This is a genomic window from uncultured Amaricoccus sp. (assembly GCF_937891315.1).
In the GTDB taxonomy this organism is placed as follows: domain Bacteria; phylum Pseudomonadota; class Alphaproteobacteria; order Rhodobacterales; family Rhodobacteraceae; genus Amaricoccus.
Genome location: NZ_CALAGI010000060.1, coordinates 13,141 through 32,404 on the forward strand (window position 1 = coordinate 13,141; position 19,264 = coordinate 32,404).

Sequence of the window (19,264 nt, forward strand, 5' to 3'; positions counted from 1 at the left end):
TTATAGGCATATTCAATACATCAACGCAAGAGTGAAATATGTCCCCGACCCCGAAACGCGCCTATCGTTCAGGCCTGCGCGCAACGCAGGCGGACGCGACGCGCCGTGCAATCATCGCCGCCGCCGGCGTGGTCTGCCGCGCCGGCGGATGGCCGAACGCCACGATCGTCGCGATTGCCAAGGAGGCGGGCGTCTCGAAGGAGACGATCTATGCCGTCTTCGGGACCAAGGTCGCAGTGATCGGCGAGATGGTGAAGGCGAGCGTCGCCGAGGCGGTGCCGGGCGAGCACTTCCTCGACCAGGAACGGCCGAAGGCCATAGGCGCCACGGTCGATCCAGGCCGTCGGATCGAGCTCTGGGCCGCCTATCTCACGGAGATCATGCAGCGCGTCTCGCCCTTGATGACCGTGGTGCGCGCCGGCGCGGAGGCCGAGCCGGAAATGGCCGAACTCTACCGGGCATTGCACCGCGGACGGCGCGCCAACCTGAGCCGCGTCGCGCAATCGATCCTTGGCGAGGGGGGATCGAAAACTGCCCTGTCCGTCGAATCAGTAACAGAGATCCTCTGGCCGCTCGCCAGCCCGGAGATGTTCACCCTGCTCACCGGCGTCGGGGGATACTCCACCGAGCGCTACACTGAGTGGCTCGCGGGAATGTTGAAGGTCGCGTTGCGGGAACCCGACCGGAGCTGATCAACCGACGCCGGGCACGGGCGCGGCGAGCCCCCCGCCCCCGGCCGAAAGAACCGCGAGCAGCCCGTCGACTGTGATACCGGACGCTACAAACGACGAAACCGCTTCGAGCGCATGTTCGGCAGGCTCGAGGGCTGGCGCCGCATCGCCACCCGATACGACCGATCCGCCGATACATTCATGAGCGCCATCCGCGGCGGCGCGGCCGTCATTTTCCGGGTATGAGTCCTGAGCCCAGGCCGAGCCGCAGCGACTTCTTGAAGCGGGCGAAGTCCTCCGGGCGGCCGACGCGGGTTCCGACGCGGCTATCGAGGTTGGCAAGAAGATCGGGCGCGTTGGCCACGAGCCAGTCACGCTCGACATGCGCGGCCTCGATCTCTCCGGCTTCCGCGAAGAGGGCGGCGGCGATCAGATGGTAGATCGGGAGTTGCGGGAAAGCCGCGGCGCGGATGCGGGCCGCGGCCTCCTTCGCATCGCCGGCGATATAGGCGCAGAGTGCCAGGCCGGTCTCGTAATAGGGCAGCGGGCCGGGATTGCGCGCGACGGCGGACTGCAGGATCGGGCAGCCTTCGTCCCAGCGACCGGAGAGGGCGAGGCGGTAGCCGTACTCGCCGAGAACCTCGGTGTCGTTCGGGTTGGTGGCGACGGCGACGGCGCCGACGCGCAGCGCGCCGTCGAAGTCGCCGGCGAGGTAGAGCGCCATCATCTTCGCCTGCAGCGCGCGGACATTGCCCGAATCGAGGATCAGCGCGTGTCGCGCGTCCGCGAGCGCCTGTTCCAGATCCGGCGACGGGTCGAGACCAAAGCGCATTCCATCGACGCGGATCTCGGCGAGGAGGCCCCAGGCGGTGGCGTACCGCGGGAAGCGCGCGACGGCCGCCTCGAGGCAGCCGCGGACGGATTGGTAGCCGGCCGCGTCGAGGCGGGCGCGAAAATCGAAATAGGCGAGCGTGCAAGCATAGGCGTCGCCATCGACCGCGGGCCGGCGGGCACCGTCGCTGGCGTCGGCCTGGAAGACGGCACCGTAGGGTTGGCCGATGGCGGTCGCCGCCGCGCTTGCGATGCGGCCCTCGGCGGCCAGCGGCTTCTCGGTGTCGAGGCGAACGGAATAACTCTCCGCCCAGACGACGGCGCCGTCGTCGGCGCGGCGCAGCTTCAGTTGGACGCGCATTTCGTCCGTCTCCCGCGCCACGCCGCCGTCGAGCAGGTAACGCGGGGCGACCGCGCCGTCGGACGGGGTTACGACGACGACGATGTCGCGGAAGCGGGCGATCTCGCCGATCAGTTCGGCGGTCAGGCCATCGGCGATCCGCGCGACCTCGGCATCGCCGCCGATCGCCGCTATCGGCGAGACGGCGAGACGCGGCACATCGGGTTCGGCCGGTTGGGGCGGGTCGCGGCGGGCCGACCAGACGGTGGCCGACGCGACCAAGGCGACCGCCGCCAGCACGCTCGCGAGAGCCCCGACGCGCCAACGCGGCGGCGCGGGTGGAGTGGCGGCCACCGACGCGGTGGCGACCGCGCGCGGGGCGAAGCTCGGCGCGTAGCTGCCCTTCGGCACGCCGATCGCAAGCGGGTCGTCACGGCCGGCGCCGAGGTAGTAACGGTCGAGCGCTCGGCGCAGGTGTCCGGCCTCGACGCGAACGATCGGGTCGGTCTGGGGATCGAAGGAGGCGTCGCGGCCAAAGACCTCGGTGGCGATCGAGTAGGCCTTGATCCGGTCGGCACGGCCGGCGAGCGCCTCCTCGACGACATAGGCGAGGAAGCGGCGGTCGCGGTCGGTCGCGTCGAAATCCGGGCTGTCGAGCACGCGCCGAAGCTGGGCACGACAGACCTCGGCATCCGGCACCATGGCGCGCGGCGGCGAATCCTCTGACATCTTTCCCCGACCGTCTCGTTCCAGTCACGCCGCTATAGCCTCCGGAGCGCGCTCGGACCAGCGCGCCGAGACGTCGGAAACGCGCAATTTACCGGCTTCCACGGGGTTAATAACCCCGTGGCCCTTGTTTCCCGATGGATCGCGGGTGCGATCTCTCCAGCGGGAGGCCACGACGAGCCACGGGCTGGAGCGAATGCACGAGCTGGAGCCGGCGATCAGGAGATTCCCCGAGTGGGCGGCGCAGGTGGCGCGACTTGCCGAGCGCGACGAGGCGTTTCGCGACATGTGCGAGGAGCTCGCGGCGGCGGAGGTCGCGCTGATCGGGCTCGGCGACGGCCGGAGTGCCGCGCAAGTGGCGCGGAGAGAGGAATGCGAGGGTTGGATCGTCCGATTGGTCGAGGAGATGACGGAAGCCCTGCGCCAGTCGGCGGCGCCCGGCCGGGCGCCGTGGTGACGGCTTCCCCCGCCCCGGGCGTTCGCGGCTCGCCGGCGCGCTCGCTCGCCGCGCGCCGGGATCTGTCGGCTGCGACGGTCCGCCACCCCAGAGAGATGCCCCGAAACGGGGCCACCCTGACCGGGGGTTTCCGGTCGTCCGGAGGAAGACGATGATGAAACGCCTTGCAATGACCGCGGGCATCGCCTGCATGTTCGCCGCGCCCGCGTTCGCGCAAATGGAGGTGACTTGCGGCGACTACAGCCTGATGGACAACGCCACGCAGATGGAGACGATCGCGAAGATCGAGTCGGAGACTTCGCAGATGTCGGGCGGAGTGCAACTCACCGCCGACCAGATCCACGAGAAGCTCGCGGCGGAGTGCAAGGACAAGGTCGATGTCCTGATCATCGACATCGCCACCGGCAAGTAGCCGCTCCCGTCAGGCGGGGTCCGGCACTGATCGCCAGGACCCCGATTGACTGCTTCGATCCGCGGCATCTTCCGAGGACACCCACCATGCTCCGCCTCGCCTCCCTGTTCGTCCCGCTCGCCGCCGCCTTCCTCGCGGCCGCGCCGGGCGTCGCCCAGTCCCAGCCCGCGGCGCCGCCGCACCAGCCGCTCGAGAAGACGATCGGCCAGGCTCGCCCGGAGGTCGTGCCCTCGCTCATCGTCATGAACGCCGGCGGCGCCGTGCTCGACGGGACGACGCTGACCCTGAAGAACATCGCCGGCAACTCCATCGTGTTCGCCGACCGGCCGGTCCGCGCGGCCGGCCACGCGCTGACCAGCACGCTGCTCGACGAGTGGAACCCGAGCTACCCCGACAGCTTCCACGCCGACCCGCCCAATGCCACCGTCTCGGTCTTCGGCGACGACGACAAGACGATCCTCGACGCCGTCGTCACCCTGAAGAACCCGACCATGCAGGGCGCCGACCTCGTCTTCGACGTCGATGTGCTGGAGGGCAGCCTGACCGGCGCCAACGGTCCGGCGGCGGTGTTCATCGACATCATCGGTCGCCCGCTCACGCCGCTGTCCTTCGCGGGCGTCGCCCGCCGCACCGCCTATCGCGGCGCGTGGTACGCAGGCGCCGCCGCCGCGGCCGCCCCTCGCCCGGCCTGCGGCTATCCGCCCTATCCGCCGTGCTACTGACAAGGAATCCTGTTGACATGATGCTTTCACGCCGCAACCTCCTCGGGACCGCCGCGCTTCTCGCCGGCGTCTCCCAAGTCGGCCTCGCCGCGGCCCAGGACGGCCCGCTCGACGACCTGCGCGAAGGGGGCGCGGACCTCTGGCTCGCGCTCGAAGCCTATGCCTACTTCTACCCGCTCGTGACCATGGAGATGACGAGGCGGGTGATCACCAACGCCGCCGAGGTCAAGGGCACGCACGGCCCGATGGGCCATCTCATCAAGCTCCGCGAGTATCCCGACGCGAGCTTCCGCGACGTGACCGCGCCGAACGCCGACACGCTCTACACCACGAGCTTCGTCGATGTCGGCACGGAGCCGTGGCTCGTCTCGCTGCCGGACTTCGCCGACCGCTACGCGCTCTTCCCGATGCTCGACGCCTGGACCACGGTGTTCGACGTGCCGGGCAAGCGCACCACCGGCACCGGCCCGCAGACCTGGGCGATCACCGGCCCGGGGTGGAGCGGCACGCTCCCCGAGGGGGTGGTCGAGTACAAGTCGCCGACGAGCCTCGTCTGGCTCCTCGGTCGCATCTATTGCACCGGGACGCCCGAGGACTACGCCGCCGTCCACAAGCTGCAGGACGAGATCCGGCTGGCGCCGCTCAGCGCGTGGGACAAGAAGGACTGGACGGCGCCGGCGGGCGTGGTCGATCCGAAGATCGACATGAAGACGCCGGTGCGCGACCAGGTGAACGCCCTCGACATCGACGCCTATTTCACGCTCGCCTGCGAGCTGATGAAGCACAACCCGCCGGCCGCCGCCGACGCGCCGCTCCTCGACAAGCTCGCCGACATCGGCATCGTCGCCGGCAAGGACTTCGACGTCTCGAAGCTCGACCCGCTGCTGAAGAAGCGCATCCCCGACCTGGGGTTCGCGCGGATCATGCTGCACTTCAAGGACAGCGGCGGACAGGTGAAGAACATCGACGGCTGGGGCTTTACCCTGCTGACCGGGCTCTATGGCACCGAATATCTGCAGCGGGCGCTGATCGCGGCGATCGGCCTCGGCGCCAACCGCCCGCAGGACGCGGTCTATCCGACCTCGACGGCCCCCGCCGGCCTCCTGCCGTTCCGGCACTATACCGGGTCGGAGAAGTGGGTCCTGACCTTCCCGAAAGGTGCTCTGCCGCCGGTGCGGGGCTTCTGGTCGCTGACGATGTACGACGAGAAGTACTTCTTCGTTGCCAATCCCATTGACCGCTATTCGATCAGCGAGCGCCAGTCGCTGCAGGCGAACGCGGACGGGTCGGTCGATATCCTGATCCAGCACGAGAGTCCGGGGAAGGACAAGGAGTCGAACTGGCTGCCGGCGCCGAAGGACCGCTTCGTCCTGATGCTCCGCCTCTACTGGCCCGACGAGGGCACCCCGTCGATCCTCGACGGCTCCTGGACGATCCCGGCGGTCCGCCGCGTCGGCTGAAAGCTCGGGTGCCGGCCCCCTTGGTCCGGCACCCCCTCAACGGATGCACCGCGCCGCCGGCATGCCGACGCCCGCGGTCGTCCGGCGTTCCACCGGGCTCGGCGAAGGTCGCCCGCTATGTTCCGTGGTGCATTCACTCGGATTTTAAGTATAATGTGACTTCCAGGCAATTTTGGCCGGTTTGTCATGCAAGATTCGTTCGACGCCGTGGGGACCCCGCCCCGCGGCCTGTCCCCGATTGGCCGTCTTCTCGGCGGCAGGACCCTTCCGTCGTTGCTCGCACGGCTCGGCGTGCGGGGCGCCCGAGGCAAGGGCGGGCCACTGAGGCTCGGCCGGCGGGTTTTCGCGATCCGGCACGCGGACGTCGTCGAAGTCCTGCGCCGCGACCTCGACTTTTCCATCGCTCCGGTGAACGCCTCCCGGATCGACGCGGTGAACGGCGGCGCCTTCATCCTCGGGATGGATCGCTCGCCCGAACTGACGCGCGAACGCGCCGCGCTCTATCGCGCGCTCGGCAGGATCGACCTCGCGACGATCGCCGACAAGACGAGGGCGGCGGCTCGGGACAGTGTCGCGGCGGGCGCGCCGCGCTTCGACGCCATCGCGGACTACGCGCGGCCGATCGCCCTTTCCACCGCCAGCGCGATTTTCGGTATCGCTCCCGCGAACCGCGATCTCTTCGCGGAAGTGGTCCGGGCGATCTTCCATCACACCTTTCTCAACATCGGCGGCGACGCGAAGATCGAGGCGCGCGCCCTCTCGGCCGCCCCGCTGATGCGCGACTGGTTCACCGTCGAGATCGATCGACGACGGCGCTCGGGCGATCTCGGGGCCGACCTCATGGGAGCGTTGCTCGCGGACGGAGCACTGGACGACGACGCGGTACGGCGCACGCTCGGTGGGATGCTCGTCGGCAGCGTCGATACGACGACATCGACTTTCGCGCGGGTGTTCAGCGTCGTCCGCGACGATGCGGGGCTCGCCGGGCGGATGCTCGAACGCTGGCGCTCGGGCCTCGACATCCATGGCTATTGCCTCGACGCCCTGCGCCGCTGGCCGCACAATCCGATCCTGCTGCGCGAGGCGGCGGCCGACACCGTGCTCGCCGGCGTCGAGATCAAGGCCGGTACGCGGGTCATCGCCTGGACCCAGGCGGCGATGCAGGATCCCGACGCCTTCCCCGATCCCGGCGAGACGCGGCCCGACCGGCCAATGGCGGCCTATCTGCATTTCGGCGGCGGACTGCACCCCTGCGCCGGGCGCGTGGTCAATGCGATCCAGATCCCCCTGCTGGTCGGCACGCTGCTCGACGCCGGCGCGAGGCCCGACGGCGCGATGAAATGGGTCGGGCCGTTCCCGGACAGGATGCCGGTCAGGATCGACAAGGGAGCCGCGCGATGACAGCCACCGCCGCCATTCAGTCCATGGTGACGATCGCCGCGCCCATCGCGATCGGCGAGGTCGAGGTCGTCCGCGCCCAGATCGACGCGGCGCTCGGCAACCCGGCCGACGCAACCCTGCGCGCGGCGGTGGAGGATGGCGCGCCGTTCCTGCATTTCGCGAGCCTGCACGCTCTGGCCGGCGGCGACGGCCGCCGCGGCCACCTCGTGCTCGAAATCTCCGCCGACGGCGGCGAGGATTTCGTGATCGACGAACTGGCCCGCCGCGCCGGCCGCCTGTTCGAGCCGATCTTCGCCCGCGCGACCGACTGGCGGCCGGGCGAGGGCATCGCCGGCTACTGGCGGGCGCACCGGTTTCGGGTCGGGCACGGCCTGTTCGATACCGTCGGCCTCGCCTTCGGCGGCACCCCGCGGCAGGGCGTGGCGACGATCCAGGCCGAGCATGCGCTGGCGGAGGAGGCGGGGCGGATCCTCGCGACCCTGCCCTCCGAGACGCCCCCGCTGCGCCGCATCGACGCGGTGCGCCGCGCGCTCGCCGCCTCGGACACGCACCGCTGGGCGCTCGACCCCGCGCCGCCGCCGGTCTTCGCCATCGCCGAGGAGCCGGGCACGCTGGCGAAGGTGGTCCGGCTGGCCCCCGGCTTCGTCGCCACCTTCCTCTGGCCGCTGATCCTCGTCTTCCTTCCGCTCTGCGCCTGGTTCGCCTGGCCGGATGCCTGGAGCTACTGGCCCCCCGGCTCCGCCCACTGGTTCGATGCCCTCAAGCAGATCCTCGGCTTTCTCGCCGCGCTCCTCGGCCTTCTCATCCTGTTTCTGGTCGTCACCCTCGGCGCCCTCTACCTGATCTTCGCACGGCAGGAAGCGCGCGACTGGCTGTCCGACCGAAGCGCCGATCGCGGCGAGCTGGCGGAAATGTTCCGACGCGAGAACGCCGATGGCTTCGCGCAGAACCACATGGTCTCGCAGACGGTGATTAAGCCCGGCCCGATCCGGAAGCTCACCATCCGGCTGGCATTCTGGGCGATCGCACGGCTGACGGCGCTCAACCCCAAGCCTGGTCATCTCGGCGATATCGGCACCATCCACTTCGCGCGCTGGGTGACGCTGCCCGGGACGCGCGATCTGCTGTTCTTCTCGAATTTCGGCGGCAGTTGGGAGAGTTATCTCGAAGACTTCATCACCAAGGCGCATGCCGGCCTGACGGCGGTCTGGTCGAACACCGTCGGCTTCCCGCGGACGCGCAACCTGTTCTCCGACGGCGCCACCGATGGCGAGCGTTTCAAGCGCTACGCTCGTGCCAGCATGGTTCACACCCCGTTCTGGTACAGCGCCTATCCCGACCTCACCACCGCGAACATCCGCGCCAACCAGCTCATCCGGCGCGGGATTTCCGCCGCCATGACCGAAGCGGACGCCGTGGAATGGCTGACGCATTTCGGCTCGGCCCCGCGACCGCCGGAAAAGCTCGAGACCACCCAGATCCAGAGCCTGGTCTTCGGCGGCATGGGTTTCAAGCCGGACGGCCGCCTGATGCTGATCGAGCTTGGCAAGGACATCGCCGCCAACCAGAACTGGCTGGCCCGGATCCTTCCGCGCGTCGCCTTCAACGACGGCCGCTATGCCACCGCGCCGGCGCTGCTCAGCTTCGCCGCGAGCCCGTCGGGCCTCGCCCGGCTCGGGCTCGAAGCGGGCGCGCTCCAGAGCTTTCCGGCCGCTTTCCTGCACGGGATGCACGCCGAAGGTCGCGACCGTATCCTCGGCGATGTCGGGGCCAACGGCCGCGAATACTGGGCCTGGGGCGCGGAGGGCAACGATATCGCCCTGCTCGTCTATGGCGACCTGCCCGATGGCGACGCGCCCCGCCCGATCGACGAACTCGGCCGCGAGATCGTCGAGCTCACGAAGGCCGCGGGTGGGTATATCGCGCACGCGATCGATCTCACCCCCGTCGCCGACAATCTCGCCGACCGGAAGGAGCCGTTCGGCTTCGTCGATGGCGTGTCCCAGCCGGCCATGCGCGGCACCTACCGCGGCCTGCGCAACGACGATCCCATCCACCTGGTCGAGCCGGGAGAATTCGTGCTCGGCTACCCCGACAACCACCGCAACATCCCCCCCGGCCCGGCGATGGCCGCCGAGCACGACCCGGGCCTGCGCCTGCCGATCTCGGGACGCGCGCAAGGCTTTGCCGAGACGGTGGCCGAGAACCCGCGCCTCGTCGGCTACAACGGCTCGTTTCTGGTGATCCGCCAGCTCGAGCAGGACGCCGCGGGGTTCCGCGACTTCTGCCGCCGGGAAGGGGCACGCCTCGACGGCGCCTTCCCGGACCTGCCCCTGCTGACCGACGCGGACAGCATGGCGGACTATGTCGGGGCCAAGATGATCGGCCGCTGGCAGGATGGCTCGTCGCTCGTCCGAAACCCCTATCTCGCGGCGAGCCGGCTGAAGCGGATCACCGGCCGCGACCCGATGGCCGCCGCCTCGCGACCGGAGAGCCGGCCGGCCGACATGGCGGCACCGACGATCGAGGCGGCGATCGCCCACCCGGAGGAAGCCGATGCGCCGACCGTAACCCCTGACAATGACTTCCTGTTCGGCACCGAGGACCCGCAGGGCGTGCGCTGCCCCTACGGTTCGCACGTGCGCCGGGTGAACCCGCGCGAGAGCCTGTCGCCCGGCTCGAACGACCAGATCGCCATCAGCAACCGCCACCGCGTGATCCGCGTCGGGCGCGGCTATCTCGGCGAGGACGGAAAGACCACGGCCGGGCTGATGTTCATGTGTCTCAATGGCGATATCGAGCGACAGTTCGAATTCATCCAGCAGACCTGGATGGGCAGCGCGAAGTTCCATGGGCTGACCGCCGAGGTCGATCCGATCGCGGGCAACGCCGTGGCGGGCCGCCGCGGCTTCACCATCCCGTCTCGCCGGGGTCCCGTCGGCCTCGACCCGCTGCCGCGCTTCGTCACCATGCGTGGTGGCGGCTACTTCTTCCTTCCGGGCCGTCAGATCCTGAGCTTCCTCGCCGGTTCATGAGCGCGGAAGGCGACGGCCCGGACGGAATTCGGGCCGGTTTCGGAGCGTTCGCGCCGAACCGCCGCGCTCAGGCAACCACCGCGACCGGGGCCTCGGCCGCGGCCCAGCCCTCGCGGATGTGCCGGTGCCCGTCGCGATAGACCACCTCGGGGCTTTCCGCGAGGTCGCGCCAGATCCTGGTCGCGGCGGCCAGCGCCGGCAGGCCGCGACCGAAGGCCTCGATGGTCAGCCAGTCGTCATAGCCCGAGGCGCGGATCGCGCGGAAGGTCTCGGCCCAGGGGATGTTGCCGCGCCCGGGCACGCCCCGATCGTTCTCCGACAGATGCACATGCGCGATCAACTCGCGGTAGCGGGTGAAGGCGCCGATCGGGTCCGTCTCCTCGATATTGGCGTGGAAGGTGTCGTACATCGCCCGGATGTTCGGATGGCCAACCTCGGCCAGATGCTCGGCGAGCTGGTCCATCGTGTTGACGAGATAGCATTCGAACCGGTTCAGCGCCTCGAGCCCGACGACGACGCCGCGGTTCTCCGCGTGATCGCCGATGGTGCGCTGGCTGGCGGCGGAGCGGGCGCGCTCCTCCGAAGTCGGCCCCTCGCCGGAGAAACGGCCGAGCGTCGAGTGCAGCGGCCCGGACAGCCGCGTCGCGCCGAGCGCCGCCGCGCAGTCGATCACCCTGGTCATGTAGGCGATGCCCGCCGCGCGCTCCGCCCGGTCGCCGATCAGGTTCATCGACGGATCGCCCATCGCCGAGACGGCGGTCCGTTCAAGCCCTATCTCGTCCAGCAAGGCGCCGAGCCGCGCGTAGTGGTCGGGCTCGCCGTCGAAGATCGGGATCTCGACGCCGTCGAAGCCGGTGGCGCGGATGTCGCGCATCAGGGCCTCGTGCTCCCCGGTCACGTGGGTGGTCCAGAGGAACATGCACATTCCGACCTTCATTCTTTTCCTCCATGCCGCTGATTTGGTATTACCAATTCTCACCACCAGCTGGCAAGCGATCGCACGCCGGCCCGCGCCATGATATCCGTTTTTGCTTTGTTAATCGTCACTCCCGGCCAGATGCGAGGCGACTTGCGTGACGGGATTGTTTGGACTAGGTGTTTGGGTCAGACAATCTGGTAGAACCAGATGGCGGACTCGGCCCGATCGCAGGGTCGATTCGGCAAGGACAGGGAGGAACGCGATGCATCTGTCGACCCACAACTGGATGCGGGCCGAGCCGCTGGAAGTGACGCTGCGGCGGATCAGGAAATATGGCTATGAGAGCATCGAGATCTCCGGCGAACCCGAGCAGTACGAGGTCGGCGAGACCCGACGTCTGCTGAAGGAGCACGGGATCCGCTGCTGGGGCGCGGTGACGCTGACGCTCGGCGAACGCAATCTCGCGGCGAAGGACGAAGGCCAGCGGGCGCGCTCGGTCGACTATGTGAAATCGGTGATCACCATGGTCAGCGAGCTTGAGGGCGAGATCGTGACGCTGGTGCCGGCCACGGTCGGCAAGGTGGTGCCGGACGCGACCGAGGAAGAGGAATGGGGTTGGGTGGTCGAGGCGACCAGGGAATGCTTCGCCCATGCCCAGAAACGCGGGGTGCGGATCGCGATCGAGCCGCTGAACCGGTTCGAGACCTATCTCTTCAACCGATGCGCCCAGGCGCTGGCGCTGGCCGACGCGGTCGGGCCGGAATGCGGGGTCTGTCTCGACGCCTATCACCTCAATATGGAGGAGAGTAACGTCCACGACGCGATCCGCCTCGCCGGCAAGAGGCTGTACGATTTCCACGTCGCCGACAACAACCGCTTCGCCGCCGGGCTCGGGCATATCGACTGGCCAAAGATCGTCGGCACGCTGAGGGAGATCGGCTATGACGGGGCGTTGACCAACGAGTTCGTGGCGCCGGTCGATCGCACACCGGCGGCGATCTATCCCGAGATGGTCGAGCGTAACCCGGTCGATATCTCGCCCGAGCAGTTGAAGTTCATCCAGGACCATGGTTCGAGCCTGCTGACCGAGGAATTCTACGACGGCCAGATGCGGATCACCTCCGAAACCCTCCTGCCGCTCATCCGGTAGCGCCGCCGGGCGGGAGATCCCCATGCGCATCAAGAGCGTCGAGGCCCGATGGATCAGCGTCCCCATCGCGGCCGCCCGTCAGCACCGAAGCGACTTCGGCACGCTTCGCACCTTCGACGCGGCGATCCTGCGGATCGAGACCGAGGACGGGTTGGTCGGCTGGGGCGAGGGCAAGAACGCGGCCGGCAGCGCCGGCAGCTATGGCGCGCTCACCCGGCTGCTGAACGACGAGGTGGGGCCGAGGCTGATCGGGCTGCGGGCGGGCGATATCACGCCGATCTGGGAGATGCTCTATAACGAGACACGCGCCGATACCGCCGCGCGGTCCGGCCATGCGATGCCGGCGCTCGCCCGCCGCGGCCTCGGCGTCGCGGCGATCAGCGCGGTCGATATCGCGCTCTGGGACATTCTGGGCAAGCATCTCGGCCAGCCGGTCTGGCAGTTGCTCGGCGGGCGCAAGGCCGACCGGCTGCCGGCCTATGCCTCGGGCGGCTGGGCGCCGGCGACGGAGATCGGCGCGCAGTTGCGCTCCTATATCGACATCGGCGGCTTCGGCGCCGTGAAGATGCGCGTCGGTGCGATGGACGGCCCGCCGCATGTCTCGGCCGCCCGGGTGCGGGCGGCGCGCGCGGCGCTGGGGCCGGACGTGGAGATCGCGGTCGACGCGCACGGCACCTATACCGTCGCGGGTGCCAAGCGCTTCGCGCGGATGGTCGAGGACTGCGACCTCGCCTGGTTCGAGGAGCCGGTGATCGGCGACGACAAGCCGGGCATGGCCGAGGTGCGGGCCGCGACCTCGGTGCCGATCTCGGCCGGGGAATCCGAGGCGACGCGCTTTGACTTCCGCGATCTCGTCACACTGCGCGCCGCGGACATCTTGCAGCCCGATCCCGCCTTCTGCGGTGGCATCACCGAGGCGCAGCGGATCGCGGCGCTGGCGGCGAGCTTCAATCTGCGCTTCGCGCCGCATCTCTGGGCCGGCGCGCCCTGCTTCTTCGCCGGGCTGCATCTCTGCGCGGCGAGCCCGGCGAGCTTCACCATCGAATTTTCCTGCGGCGCCAATCCGATGATCCATGACCTGATCGAGGAGCCGGTGGTGGCGCGCGACGGAATGGTGGCGATCCCGGATGGACCGGGCCTGGGCTTCACGATATCCGAGAGCTTCCTGGGCGCGCACGTGAAGAGCTGTTGAGCGGATGACGGAAAAGAACCTGCTCCCCGAGCTGACCGCCCATCTCTACGCGAGTTCCGCGGCGGAGAGCGGCCGCACGCCGTCCGAGCGGGAGCTGGCCGAGCATTTCGGCGTCAGTCGCGGCCAGATCCGCGAGACACTCGCGGTGCTCGAGGCGATGCGCATCGTCGAACGGCGGGCGAAGTCGGGCATCTTCCTGACCGCGCGCTCGGCCTCGGTCGATGCGATGGCGCTCTTCGCGCAGGCCGGCCTGCCGCTCGATCCGGTGCGGATCTACGAGGCGGTCGAACTGCGCAAGATCCACGAGATAAAGGCGGCCGAGCTGGCGAGTCAGCGCGCGACGGAGGAAAATTTCGTTCGCCTCGAAGAGATCCTCGCGGCGTCCGAGCGGCGGATCGCGGCGGGAGAGCCGCTGGCCGAGGAGGATCGCGACTTCCATCTCGAGATCGTGCGGGCGACGCGCAACACGGTGTTCTACAATGTCTGCGGCGTCTATTACGCGGTCGGCCTGCGGCGGCTGCCGATCTATTTCGGCGATCCGAGCCGCTGCGCCCAGTCTCATGCCGAGCATCTCGGTATCTATGACGCGTTGCGGCGACGGGACGGCAATCTGGCGCAGGCGTTGATGAACGCCCATCTCCAGGGGGCCGAAAGCTACTGGAAGGGGCTTCTGGACGCCCGGGTCGAGCCGGCGGCGGAATAGGCGATGGCGCTCATCTTCTCGACGCACCGGCTGCATCCGACGGTGACGGCACGGCTGGAAGCGGCCGGCGACTATCTCGTGGCCAGCGCGCCGACACCGGAGGCGATCCTCGCCGAGGGAACCGGCGCCGAGGTCATCGTGGTGCGCGCACCGGTGCCGGCGGAGTATTTCGCCCGGGCACGCCGGTTGCGCGCCGCGGTCCGGCATGGCGCCGGGCTCGACATGGTGCCGATGGAGGTGGCGACCGCCGCCGGGGTGCTCGTCGCCAATGTGCCCGGCGCCAACGCGTCCACGGTCGCGGAGTTTGCAATCTTCGCCGCGATAGCACTCCGCCGGCGGTTCCGGATCGTCGACGGCCAGCTTCGGGCGAACGGCTGGACGGTGGCGCGCGACCTGGTCGACACCAATCGCGAGCTCGCCGGCGCGGTTCTCGGCATCCTCGGCTTCGGCAATATCGGCCGTTCGCTCGCCGGGCTGGGCCGTGCCTTCGGCATGCGAGTGATCGCGACCACGCGACGGCCGGAGACGCTGCCGCCGGAGATCGAGGGCGTGGCGCTCGACGATCTCATGGCGCGGGCGGATGTGGTGGTCGTCTGCTGCCCGCTGACCGGGGAGACCCGCGGCATCATCGACTCGCGCCGTCTCGCGGCGATGAAACCCGGCGCGGCGCTGGTCAACGTGGCGCGGGGGCCGATCATCGACCAGGCGGCGGCGGTGGCGGAGCTTCGGACGGGGCGCATCAGCGCCGCGCTCGACGTTTTCGAGACGCAGCCCCTGCCCTCGGACGATCCGCTCTTCGCCCTGCCGAACGTGATCCTGACCCCGCATATGTCGGGCGTCACCGAGGAGAGCATGCTGCGGATGGGCGACGGCGCCGCGGACGAGGTGATCCGCGTTCTCGGCAACCACCTGCCGGTGAATTTCCGCAATCCCGAGGTCGAGGCGCTGTATCGGACCCGGTTCCCGGTCTGAGGCAGGCTTCACCCGTGGCGGAGGCTGCGGCCGGTTTCGCCGTCGAAGACCATGACCTTGGACGGGACCCAGGCGAGGGGGACGATCTCGTCGGCGACGAGGCGCTGGGTCACCGGGGCGGTGGCGCGCAGGCGGTGGCCGCCGGCCTCCAGGGTCACGATCTGCTCGACACCGTGATTCTCGACATCGGCGACCCGGGCCGGCACGCCCGCGCCGCCGAGCGCGATATCCTCCGGGCGGATGCCGAAGATCAGCGGGCGATCCGGCGGCGCCCCTTCCAGCGCGAGCGCGAAGCCGTCCGGGCCAATCACCGCCCGCCCGCCCCGCGCCTCGCCGGGCAGGAGATTCATCGCCGGGCTGCCGACGGCGCGGGCGACGAAGGTGCTGACCGGATCGCTGTAGATCTCGCGCGGGGTGCCGACCTGAACCAGGCGCCCCTTGTCAAGGACGCCGATCCGGTCGCCCATCGACATCGCCTCGATCTGGTCGTGGGTGACGAAGAGGAACGTGGCGCCGAGCGTCATCTGCAGGTCCTTGAGCTCGGCCCGGAGCGTCTCGCGCAGCTTGGCATCGAGCGCGGACAGCGGCTCGTCCATCAGGAAGGCGCGAGGCGTGCGCACGATGGCGCGCCCGATCGAAACGCGCTGCATCTCGCCGCCCGACAGCCGGTCGGTCTTGCGGTCGAGCAGATGCTCGATCCGCAGCGTCTTGGCAACGCGGGCGACACGCGCGGCGATCTCGGCCGGCGGCGTGGCGCGGATCGGCGATTTCAGCGGGAATTCAAGATTTTGCCGCACCGTATAGCGCGGATAGAGCGAATAATGTTGCAGTACGATCGCCACGTCGCGCTCGGCGGCGCCCCAGTCGGTAACGTCGCGGCCGTCGATGAGGACGCGGCCGGCATCGGGCTTCTCCAGCCCGGCGACGAGGCGCAGCGTCGTGGTCTTGCCGGCGCCGGTCTCGCCCAGCAGGACGAAGAACTGGCCGTCGGCGACATCGAGCGAGACATCCTCGAGCGCGGACACACCGCCGAAGCGCACGCTCACTCCCCTGAGCTCGATCCGTGCCATCAGAGCCGTACCCCCAGAGACGCGCCGGTCGCGCTATCGAAGATATGGAGCCGCGACGGATCGAGCCGAAGCCAGACCGGCTGACCCGGCCGCGGCACGAAGCCCGAACGGGTGCGGGCGCGCAAGGTGACGCCACCAAGCCTGGCATCGACGATATCGTGCGAGCCGAGCGGCTCGATGATATGCGCCTCGGCCGGGGTGAAGCCGTCGCGCGCTTCCAGCGCGACCTCGATCGCCTCGGGCCGCACACCAAGCGCGAGGCCCCGGCCCGCGCCACCCTTGGCCGCGACCTGGCCGAGCAGCGCGGACGGCACGGCGAACGGCGCCGCGGCGCCGGCGGCGGTGACCGAGGCGGCGCCGCCGACTTCGGCCAGCGTCGCCTCGGCGACGTTCATCACCGGACTGCCGACGAACTGGGCGACGAAGAGATTGACCGGATCGGCATAGACCTCCGCCGGGGTTCCGACCTGTTGCAGCACGCCGCCATGCATGACGACGATGCGGTCGGCGAGGCTCATCGCCTCGATCTGGTCGTGGGTGACGTAGATCGTTGTCGAGCCCTGCTCGACATGCAGCCGCTTCAGTTCGGCGCGCATCTCCTCGCGGAGCTTGGCATCGAGGCTGCCGATCGGCTCGTCCATCAGCATCGCCTTCGGGTTGCGCACCAGCGCCCGGCCGATCGCGACGCGCTGCAGATCCCCGCCCGACAGCGCCGAGGGGCGACGGCGCAGGAGATGCGTGGTCTGGAGCACCTTGGCCACGCGGCGCACTGTGGCATCGACCTCGGCGCGCGGCCGGCCGACGGCGCGCAGCGGAAAGGCCATGTTCTCGTAGACCGTCATATGCGGATAGAGCGCGAAGGACTGGAAGACGAAGGCGATGTCCCGCTCCTCCGGGCGCCTGTCCTGCACCGGCTGGCCGGCGAGCAGGATCTCGCCCGAGTCGATCGTCTCGAGGCCCGCGATGGCGCGCAGGGTGGTGGTCTTGCCGCAACCGGACTGCCCGAGAAAGACGATGAACTCGGTCTCCTCCACCGTCAGATTGACGTCCTTGATCACATGCAGCGCGCCGAAATACTTGTCGACGCTTCGAAGCTCGATCCGGGGGCTCACGCGGGATCCTCGTCGCGCGACGTCGGCGCGCGCAGCTTCGTCAGGACCGAAAAGGCGATGAGACCGGCGAGGATGATGACAACGCCATAGCGATGCAGGAAGTCGCTCCAGGGTTGGCAGAGTGCGATGATGCCGAACACCATGGTGATCTCCGATGCCGGGACCAGCCAGCGGTGGTTGAGCTCGGGAAAGGTCATTTGCGGATCGCTCCGAAGGACATGCCGCGCAGCAGATGGTTGCGCAGCAGGAAGGTGAAGACCGCCACCGGCAGCAGGAAGAGCACGGTACCCGCGGCGATCACCGTCCAGTCCGGCAGTCCCGATCCGACCTGGGAGGGGATGAAGGGCGGCGCGGTCTGCGCGCGCCGGTTGGTCATGATCAGGGCGAAGGCATATTCGTTCCAGGCGGTGATGAAACAGAAGACCGCCGTCGCCGCGATGCCGGTCGTCGCCTCGGGCAGCACGATGCGGAAGAACGCCTGCATCCGGGTATAGCCATCGACCAGCGCCGCGTCCTCGTATTCCTTGGGGATCTCGTCGATGAAGCCCTTCATCAGCCAGACCGCGAAGCTGAGGTTGAAGGCGGTATAGAGCAGGATCAGCCCCAGATGCGTGTCGTTGAGCCCGACGGCGCGATACATGAGGAACATCGGGATCGCGACCACGATGGGCGGCAGCATGCGGGTCGAGAGGATGAAGAACAGCCAGTCCTGTTCGCCTTTCACCCGGAAGCGCGAGAAGCCATAGGCGGTCAGCGTGCCCATCGAGACGGCGAGCAGCGTCGAGATGGTGGCGACGATCAGACTGTTGAGAAAGCGGCTGGGATAGCCCGAGAGCTGCACCACGCCCTTGCCCGAACGCACCACCTTCTCGCCGCCTTCCAGCACCAGCCGCTCCCACCAGGGCGCGGCGGCGAGTTGCTCCGGCGTCGCGGGCTCGCGCAGCTGGCTGCGCTTGACCATCAGCTTGACGAAGGCCGAGACCTCGGGCTCGAACAGCACGGTCGGCGGGACGGTGGTGGCGAGGTTGCGCGGCTTGAAGGCGGTGGCGGTGATCCAGAGGATCGGCGCCAGCGTCAGGAAGGTCACGATCAGCAGGGCGGTGATCGCGAGACGGTGGCGAAACACCTCGCCCTTGGCTCGAACGGCGGCCACCTCAGCGCTCCTTCACCTTGTTGAGGTATTTCACGTAGATGTTGGTGATCGCCAGCACCATGATCAGCACGATATAGGCGAAGGCCGAGCTGACGCCGGTCTGCCATTGCTGGAAGGCCATCTTGTAGAGGCGGATCGAGATCACTTCGGTCGTCGGCTGGCTGGCGAGGATATAGGCGATGTCGAAGGTCTTGAACGCCTCCATGGTGCGGAAGATGATCGCGATCATCAGGATCGGCGCGACCAGCGGCAGGGTGATGCGGAAGAAGGTATAGAGCGGGCCGGCGCGGTCGATCGCCGCCGCCTCGTACAGATGCTTCGGCACCGCCGAGAGGCCGGCGAGCGAGAGCAGCATGACGAACGGCGCCCACATCCAGATATCGGCGATGGCGATCGCATAGAGCGCCATCCGCGGGTTCGCCAGCCACTCGAAATTGCCGAGGCCAAAGGCGTAGTTGATGATGCCGAAGGACGGGTCGTAGAGCAGCTTCCAGAAGAGGCCGACCACCGCCATCGACAGCATCATCGGCAGCAGCAGGAGCGTCGTGAGCAGCCCCTTCAGCGGGATCGGGCGGTTGAGCAGCAGCGCGACGCCGAAGCCGACCACCACCTGACCGGTGACCGAGATGATCACGTATTTCGCGGTGATGGTGAAATTTTGCCAGATGAACGGGTCGGACAGCAGGTCGCGATAGTTCTGGAGGCCGACGAACCTCGCCGGCTCGTTGGTCGAGGCGCGAAAGTCGGTGAAGGAATAGCCCAGCGAATAGATCAGCGGGAAGATATTGAAGAGGATCAGGAAGGCGATCGTCGGGATGATGAAGAGATTGCGGATCGCAAGATCGCTCATCCCCCGGGAGCGCGGGGCACGGGCCGTCTCGACCTGGCCCGTGGCCAGCGAATTGATTGCCACGGCGGGCCTCCGGGACGTCGGTACT

The 19,264-nt window shown here is 68.7% G+C and carries 18 protein-coding genes and 1 pseudogene; 12 read left to right on the forward strand and 7 right to left on the reverse strand.

The features are described from left to right. The first annotated feature begins 38 nt into the window (after window positions 1–38). Together Q0480_RS05220 and Q0480_RS05225 are read left to right on the forward strand one after the other, a co-directional pair. Window positions 39–692 carry a TetR/AcrR family transcriptional regulator gene (locus Q0480_RS05220; protein ID WP_299131305.1) on the forward strand — a complete coding sequence of 218 codons (654 nt, stop codon included), beginning with the start codon at window positions 39–41 and terminating at the stop codon, window positions 690–692. Window positions 693–731: 39 nt separating this feature from the next. Next, window positions 732–917: pseudogene (locus Q0480_RS05225) on the forward strand (transposase); the annotation flags it as partial. On the opposite strand, the gene Q0480_RS05230 reads toward Q0480_RS05225, so the two are convergent. Continuing rightward, a complete protein-coding gene (locus Q0480_RS05230; RefSeq protein WP_299131306.1) occupies window positions 901–2,571 on the reverse strand; it encodes a hypothetical protein in 1,671 nt (556 codons plus the stop codon). The pseudogene Q0480_RS05225 and the gene Q0480_RS05230 sit on opposite strands and share 17 nt — an antisense overlap. A gap of 145 nt (window positions 2,572–2,716) precedes the next feature. Here Q0480_RS05230 and Q0480_RS05235 point away from each other — a divergent pair, with 145 nt between their 5' ends. The 6 genes from Q0480_RS05235 (at window position 2,717) to Q0480_RS05260 (ending at window position 10,055) form a co-directional block, all read left to right on the forward strand. Then, window positions 2,717–3,025, forward strand: a complete 309-nt coding sequence (locus Q0480_RS05235; protein WP_299131307.1) for a hypothetical protein — start codon at window positions 2,717–2,719, stop codon at window positions 3,023–3,025. A 154-nt stretch (window positions 3,026–3,179) separates the two neighbouring features. Then, window positions 3,180–3,437 (forward strand): hypothetical protein, encoded by a 258-nt coding sequence (locus Q0480_RS05240; RefSeq protein WP_299131308.1) that lies wholly within the window; start codon window positions 3,180–3,182, stop codon window positions 3,435–3,437. A gap of 86 nt (window positions 3,438–3,523) precedes the next feature. Then, window positions 3,524–4,159 carry a hypothetical protein gene (locus tag Q0480_RS05245; protein WP_299131309.1) on the forward strand — a complete coding sequence of 212 codons (636 nt, stop codon included), beginning with the start codon at window positions 3,524–3,526 and terminating at the stop codon, window positions 4,157–4,159. 17 nt (window positions 4,160–4,176) lie between these two features. Continuing rightward, window positions 4,177–5,619 (forward strand): DUF1254 domain-containing protein, encoded by a 1,443-nt coding sequence (locus Q0480_RS05250; RefSeq protein ID WP_299131310.1) that lies wholly within the window; start codon window positions 4,177–4,179, stop codon window positions 5,617–5,619. Between the two features lie 291 nt (window positions 5,620–5,910). Continuing rightward, window positions 5,911–7,020, forward strand: coding sequence for a cytochrome P450 (locus Q0480_RS05255; protein ID WP_299131311.1), 1,110 nt, complete (start codon window positions 5,911–5,913; stop codon window positions 7,018–7,020). Then, a complete protein-coding gene (locus Q0480_RS05260; RefSeq protein WP_299131312.1) occupies window positions 7,017–10,055 on the forward strand; it encodes a hypothetical protein in 3,039 nt (1,012 codons plus the stop codon). The genes Q0480_RS05255 and Q0480_RS05260 overlap by 4 nt, the downstream gene beginning before the upstream one ends. 67 nt (window positions 10,056–10,122) lie before the next feature. On the opposite strand, the gene Q0480_RS05265 is transcribed toward Q0480_RS05260, so the two are convergent. Then, entirely contained in the window at window positions 10,123–10,992 is an 870-nt protein-coding gene (locus Q0480_RS05265) for a sugar phosphate isomerase/epimerase (protein WP_299131313.1), read from the reverse strand. A gap of 244 nt (window positions 10,993–11,236) precedes the next feature. On the opposite strand from Q0480_RS05265, the gene Q0480_RS05270 reads away from it, so the two are divergent. The 4 genes from Q0480_RS05270 to Q0480_RS05285 are packed head-to-tail and all read left to right on the forward strand — an operon-like array spanning window position 11,237 to window position 14,991. Then, window positions 11,237–12,124, forward strand: coding sequence for a sugar phosphate isomerase/epimerase (locus tag Q0480_RS05270; protein ID WP_299131314.1), 888 nt, complete (start codon window positions 11,237–11,239; stop codon window positions 12,122–12,124). Window positions 12,125–12,146: 22 nt separating this feature from the next. Further along, the gene (locus Q0480_RS05275; RefSeq protein WP_299131315.1) at window positions 12,147–13,316 is read left to right on the forward strand and encodes a mandelate racemase/muconate lactonizing enzyme family protein; all 1,170 of its coding nucleotides are present in this window, start codon (window positions 12,147–12,149) and stop codon (window positions 13,314–13,316) included. Window positions 13,317–13,320: 4 nt separating this feature from the next. Beyond that, a complete protein-coding gene (locus Q0480_RS05280; protein WP_299131316.1) occupies window positions 13,321–14,019 on the forward strand; it encodes a FadR/GntR family transcriptional regulator in 699 nt (232 codons plus the stop codon). Between the two features lie 3 nt (window positions 14,020–14,022). Then, entirely contained in the window at window positions 14,023–14,991 is a 969-nt protein-coding gene (locus tag Q0480_RS05285; protein WP_299131317.1) for an NAD(P)-dependent oxidoreductase, read from the forward strand. Between the two features lie 8 nt (window positions 14,992–14,999). On the opposite strand, the gene Q0480_RS05290 is transcribed toward Q0480_RS05285, so the two are convergent. From Q0480_RS05290 to Q0480_RS05310, 5 genes are read right to left on the reverse strand one after another with little or no spacing between them, the layout of a single operon-like run. Then, a complete protein-coding gene (locus Q0480_RS05290) occupies window positions 15,000–16,061 on the reverse strand; it encodes an ABC transporter ATP-binding protein (protein ID WP_299131319.1) in 1,062 nt (353 codons plus the stop codon). Beyond that, window positions 16,061–17,173, reverse strand: coding sequence for an ABC transporter ATP-binding protein (locus Q0480_RS05295; RefSeq protein ID WP_299131321.1), 1,113 nt, complete (start codon window positions 17,171–17,173; stop codon window positions 16,061–16,063). The genes Q0480_RS05290 and Q0480_RS05295 overlap by 1 nt, the downstream gene beginning before the upstream one ends. Next, a complete protein-coding gene (locus tag Q0480_RS05300; protein ID WP_299131322.1) occupies window positions 17,170–17,370 on the reverse strand; it encodes a hypothetical protein in 201 nt (66 codons plus the stop codon). Before Q0480_RS05300 ends, Q0480_RS05295 begins: the two co-directional genes overlap by 4 nt. Next, the gene (locus Q0480_RS05305) at window positions 17,367–18,326 is read right to left on the reverse strand and encodes a carbohydrate ABC transporter permease (protein WP_299131324.1); all 960 of its coding nucleotides are present in this window, start codon (window positions 18,324–18,326) and stop codon (window positions 17,367–17,369) included. Before Q0480_RS05305 ends, Q0480_RS05300 begins: the two co-directional genes overlap by 4 nt. Window position 18,327: 1 nt before the next feature. Further along, window positions 18,328–19,239: a carbohydrate ABC transporter permease gene (locus Q0480_RS05310; protein ID WP_299131326.1), complete on the reverse strand. Its 912-nt coding sequence runs from the start codon at window positions 19,237–19,239 to the stop codon at window positions 18,328–18,330. Between the last annotated feature and the right edge of the window lie 25 nt (window positions 19,240–19,264).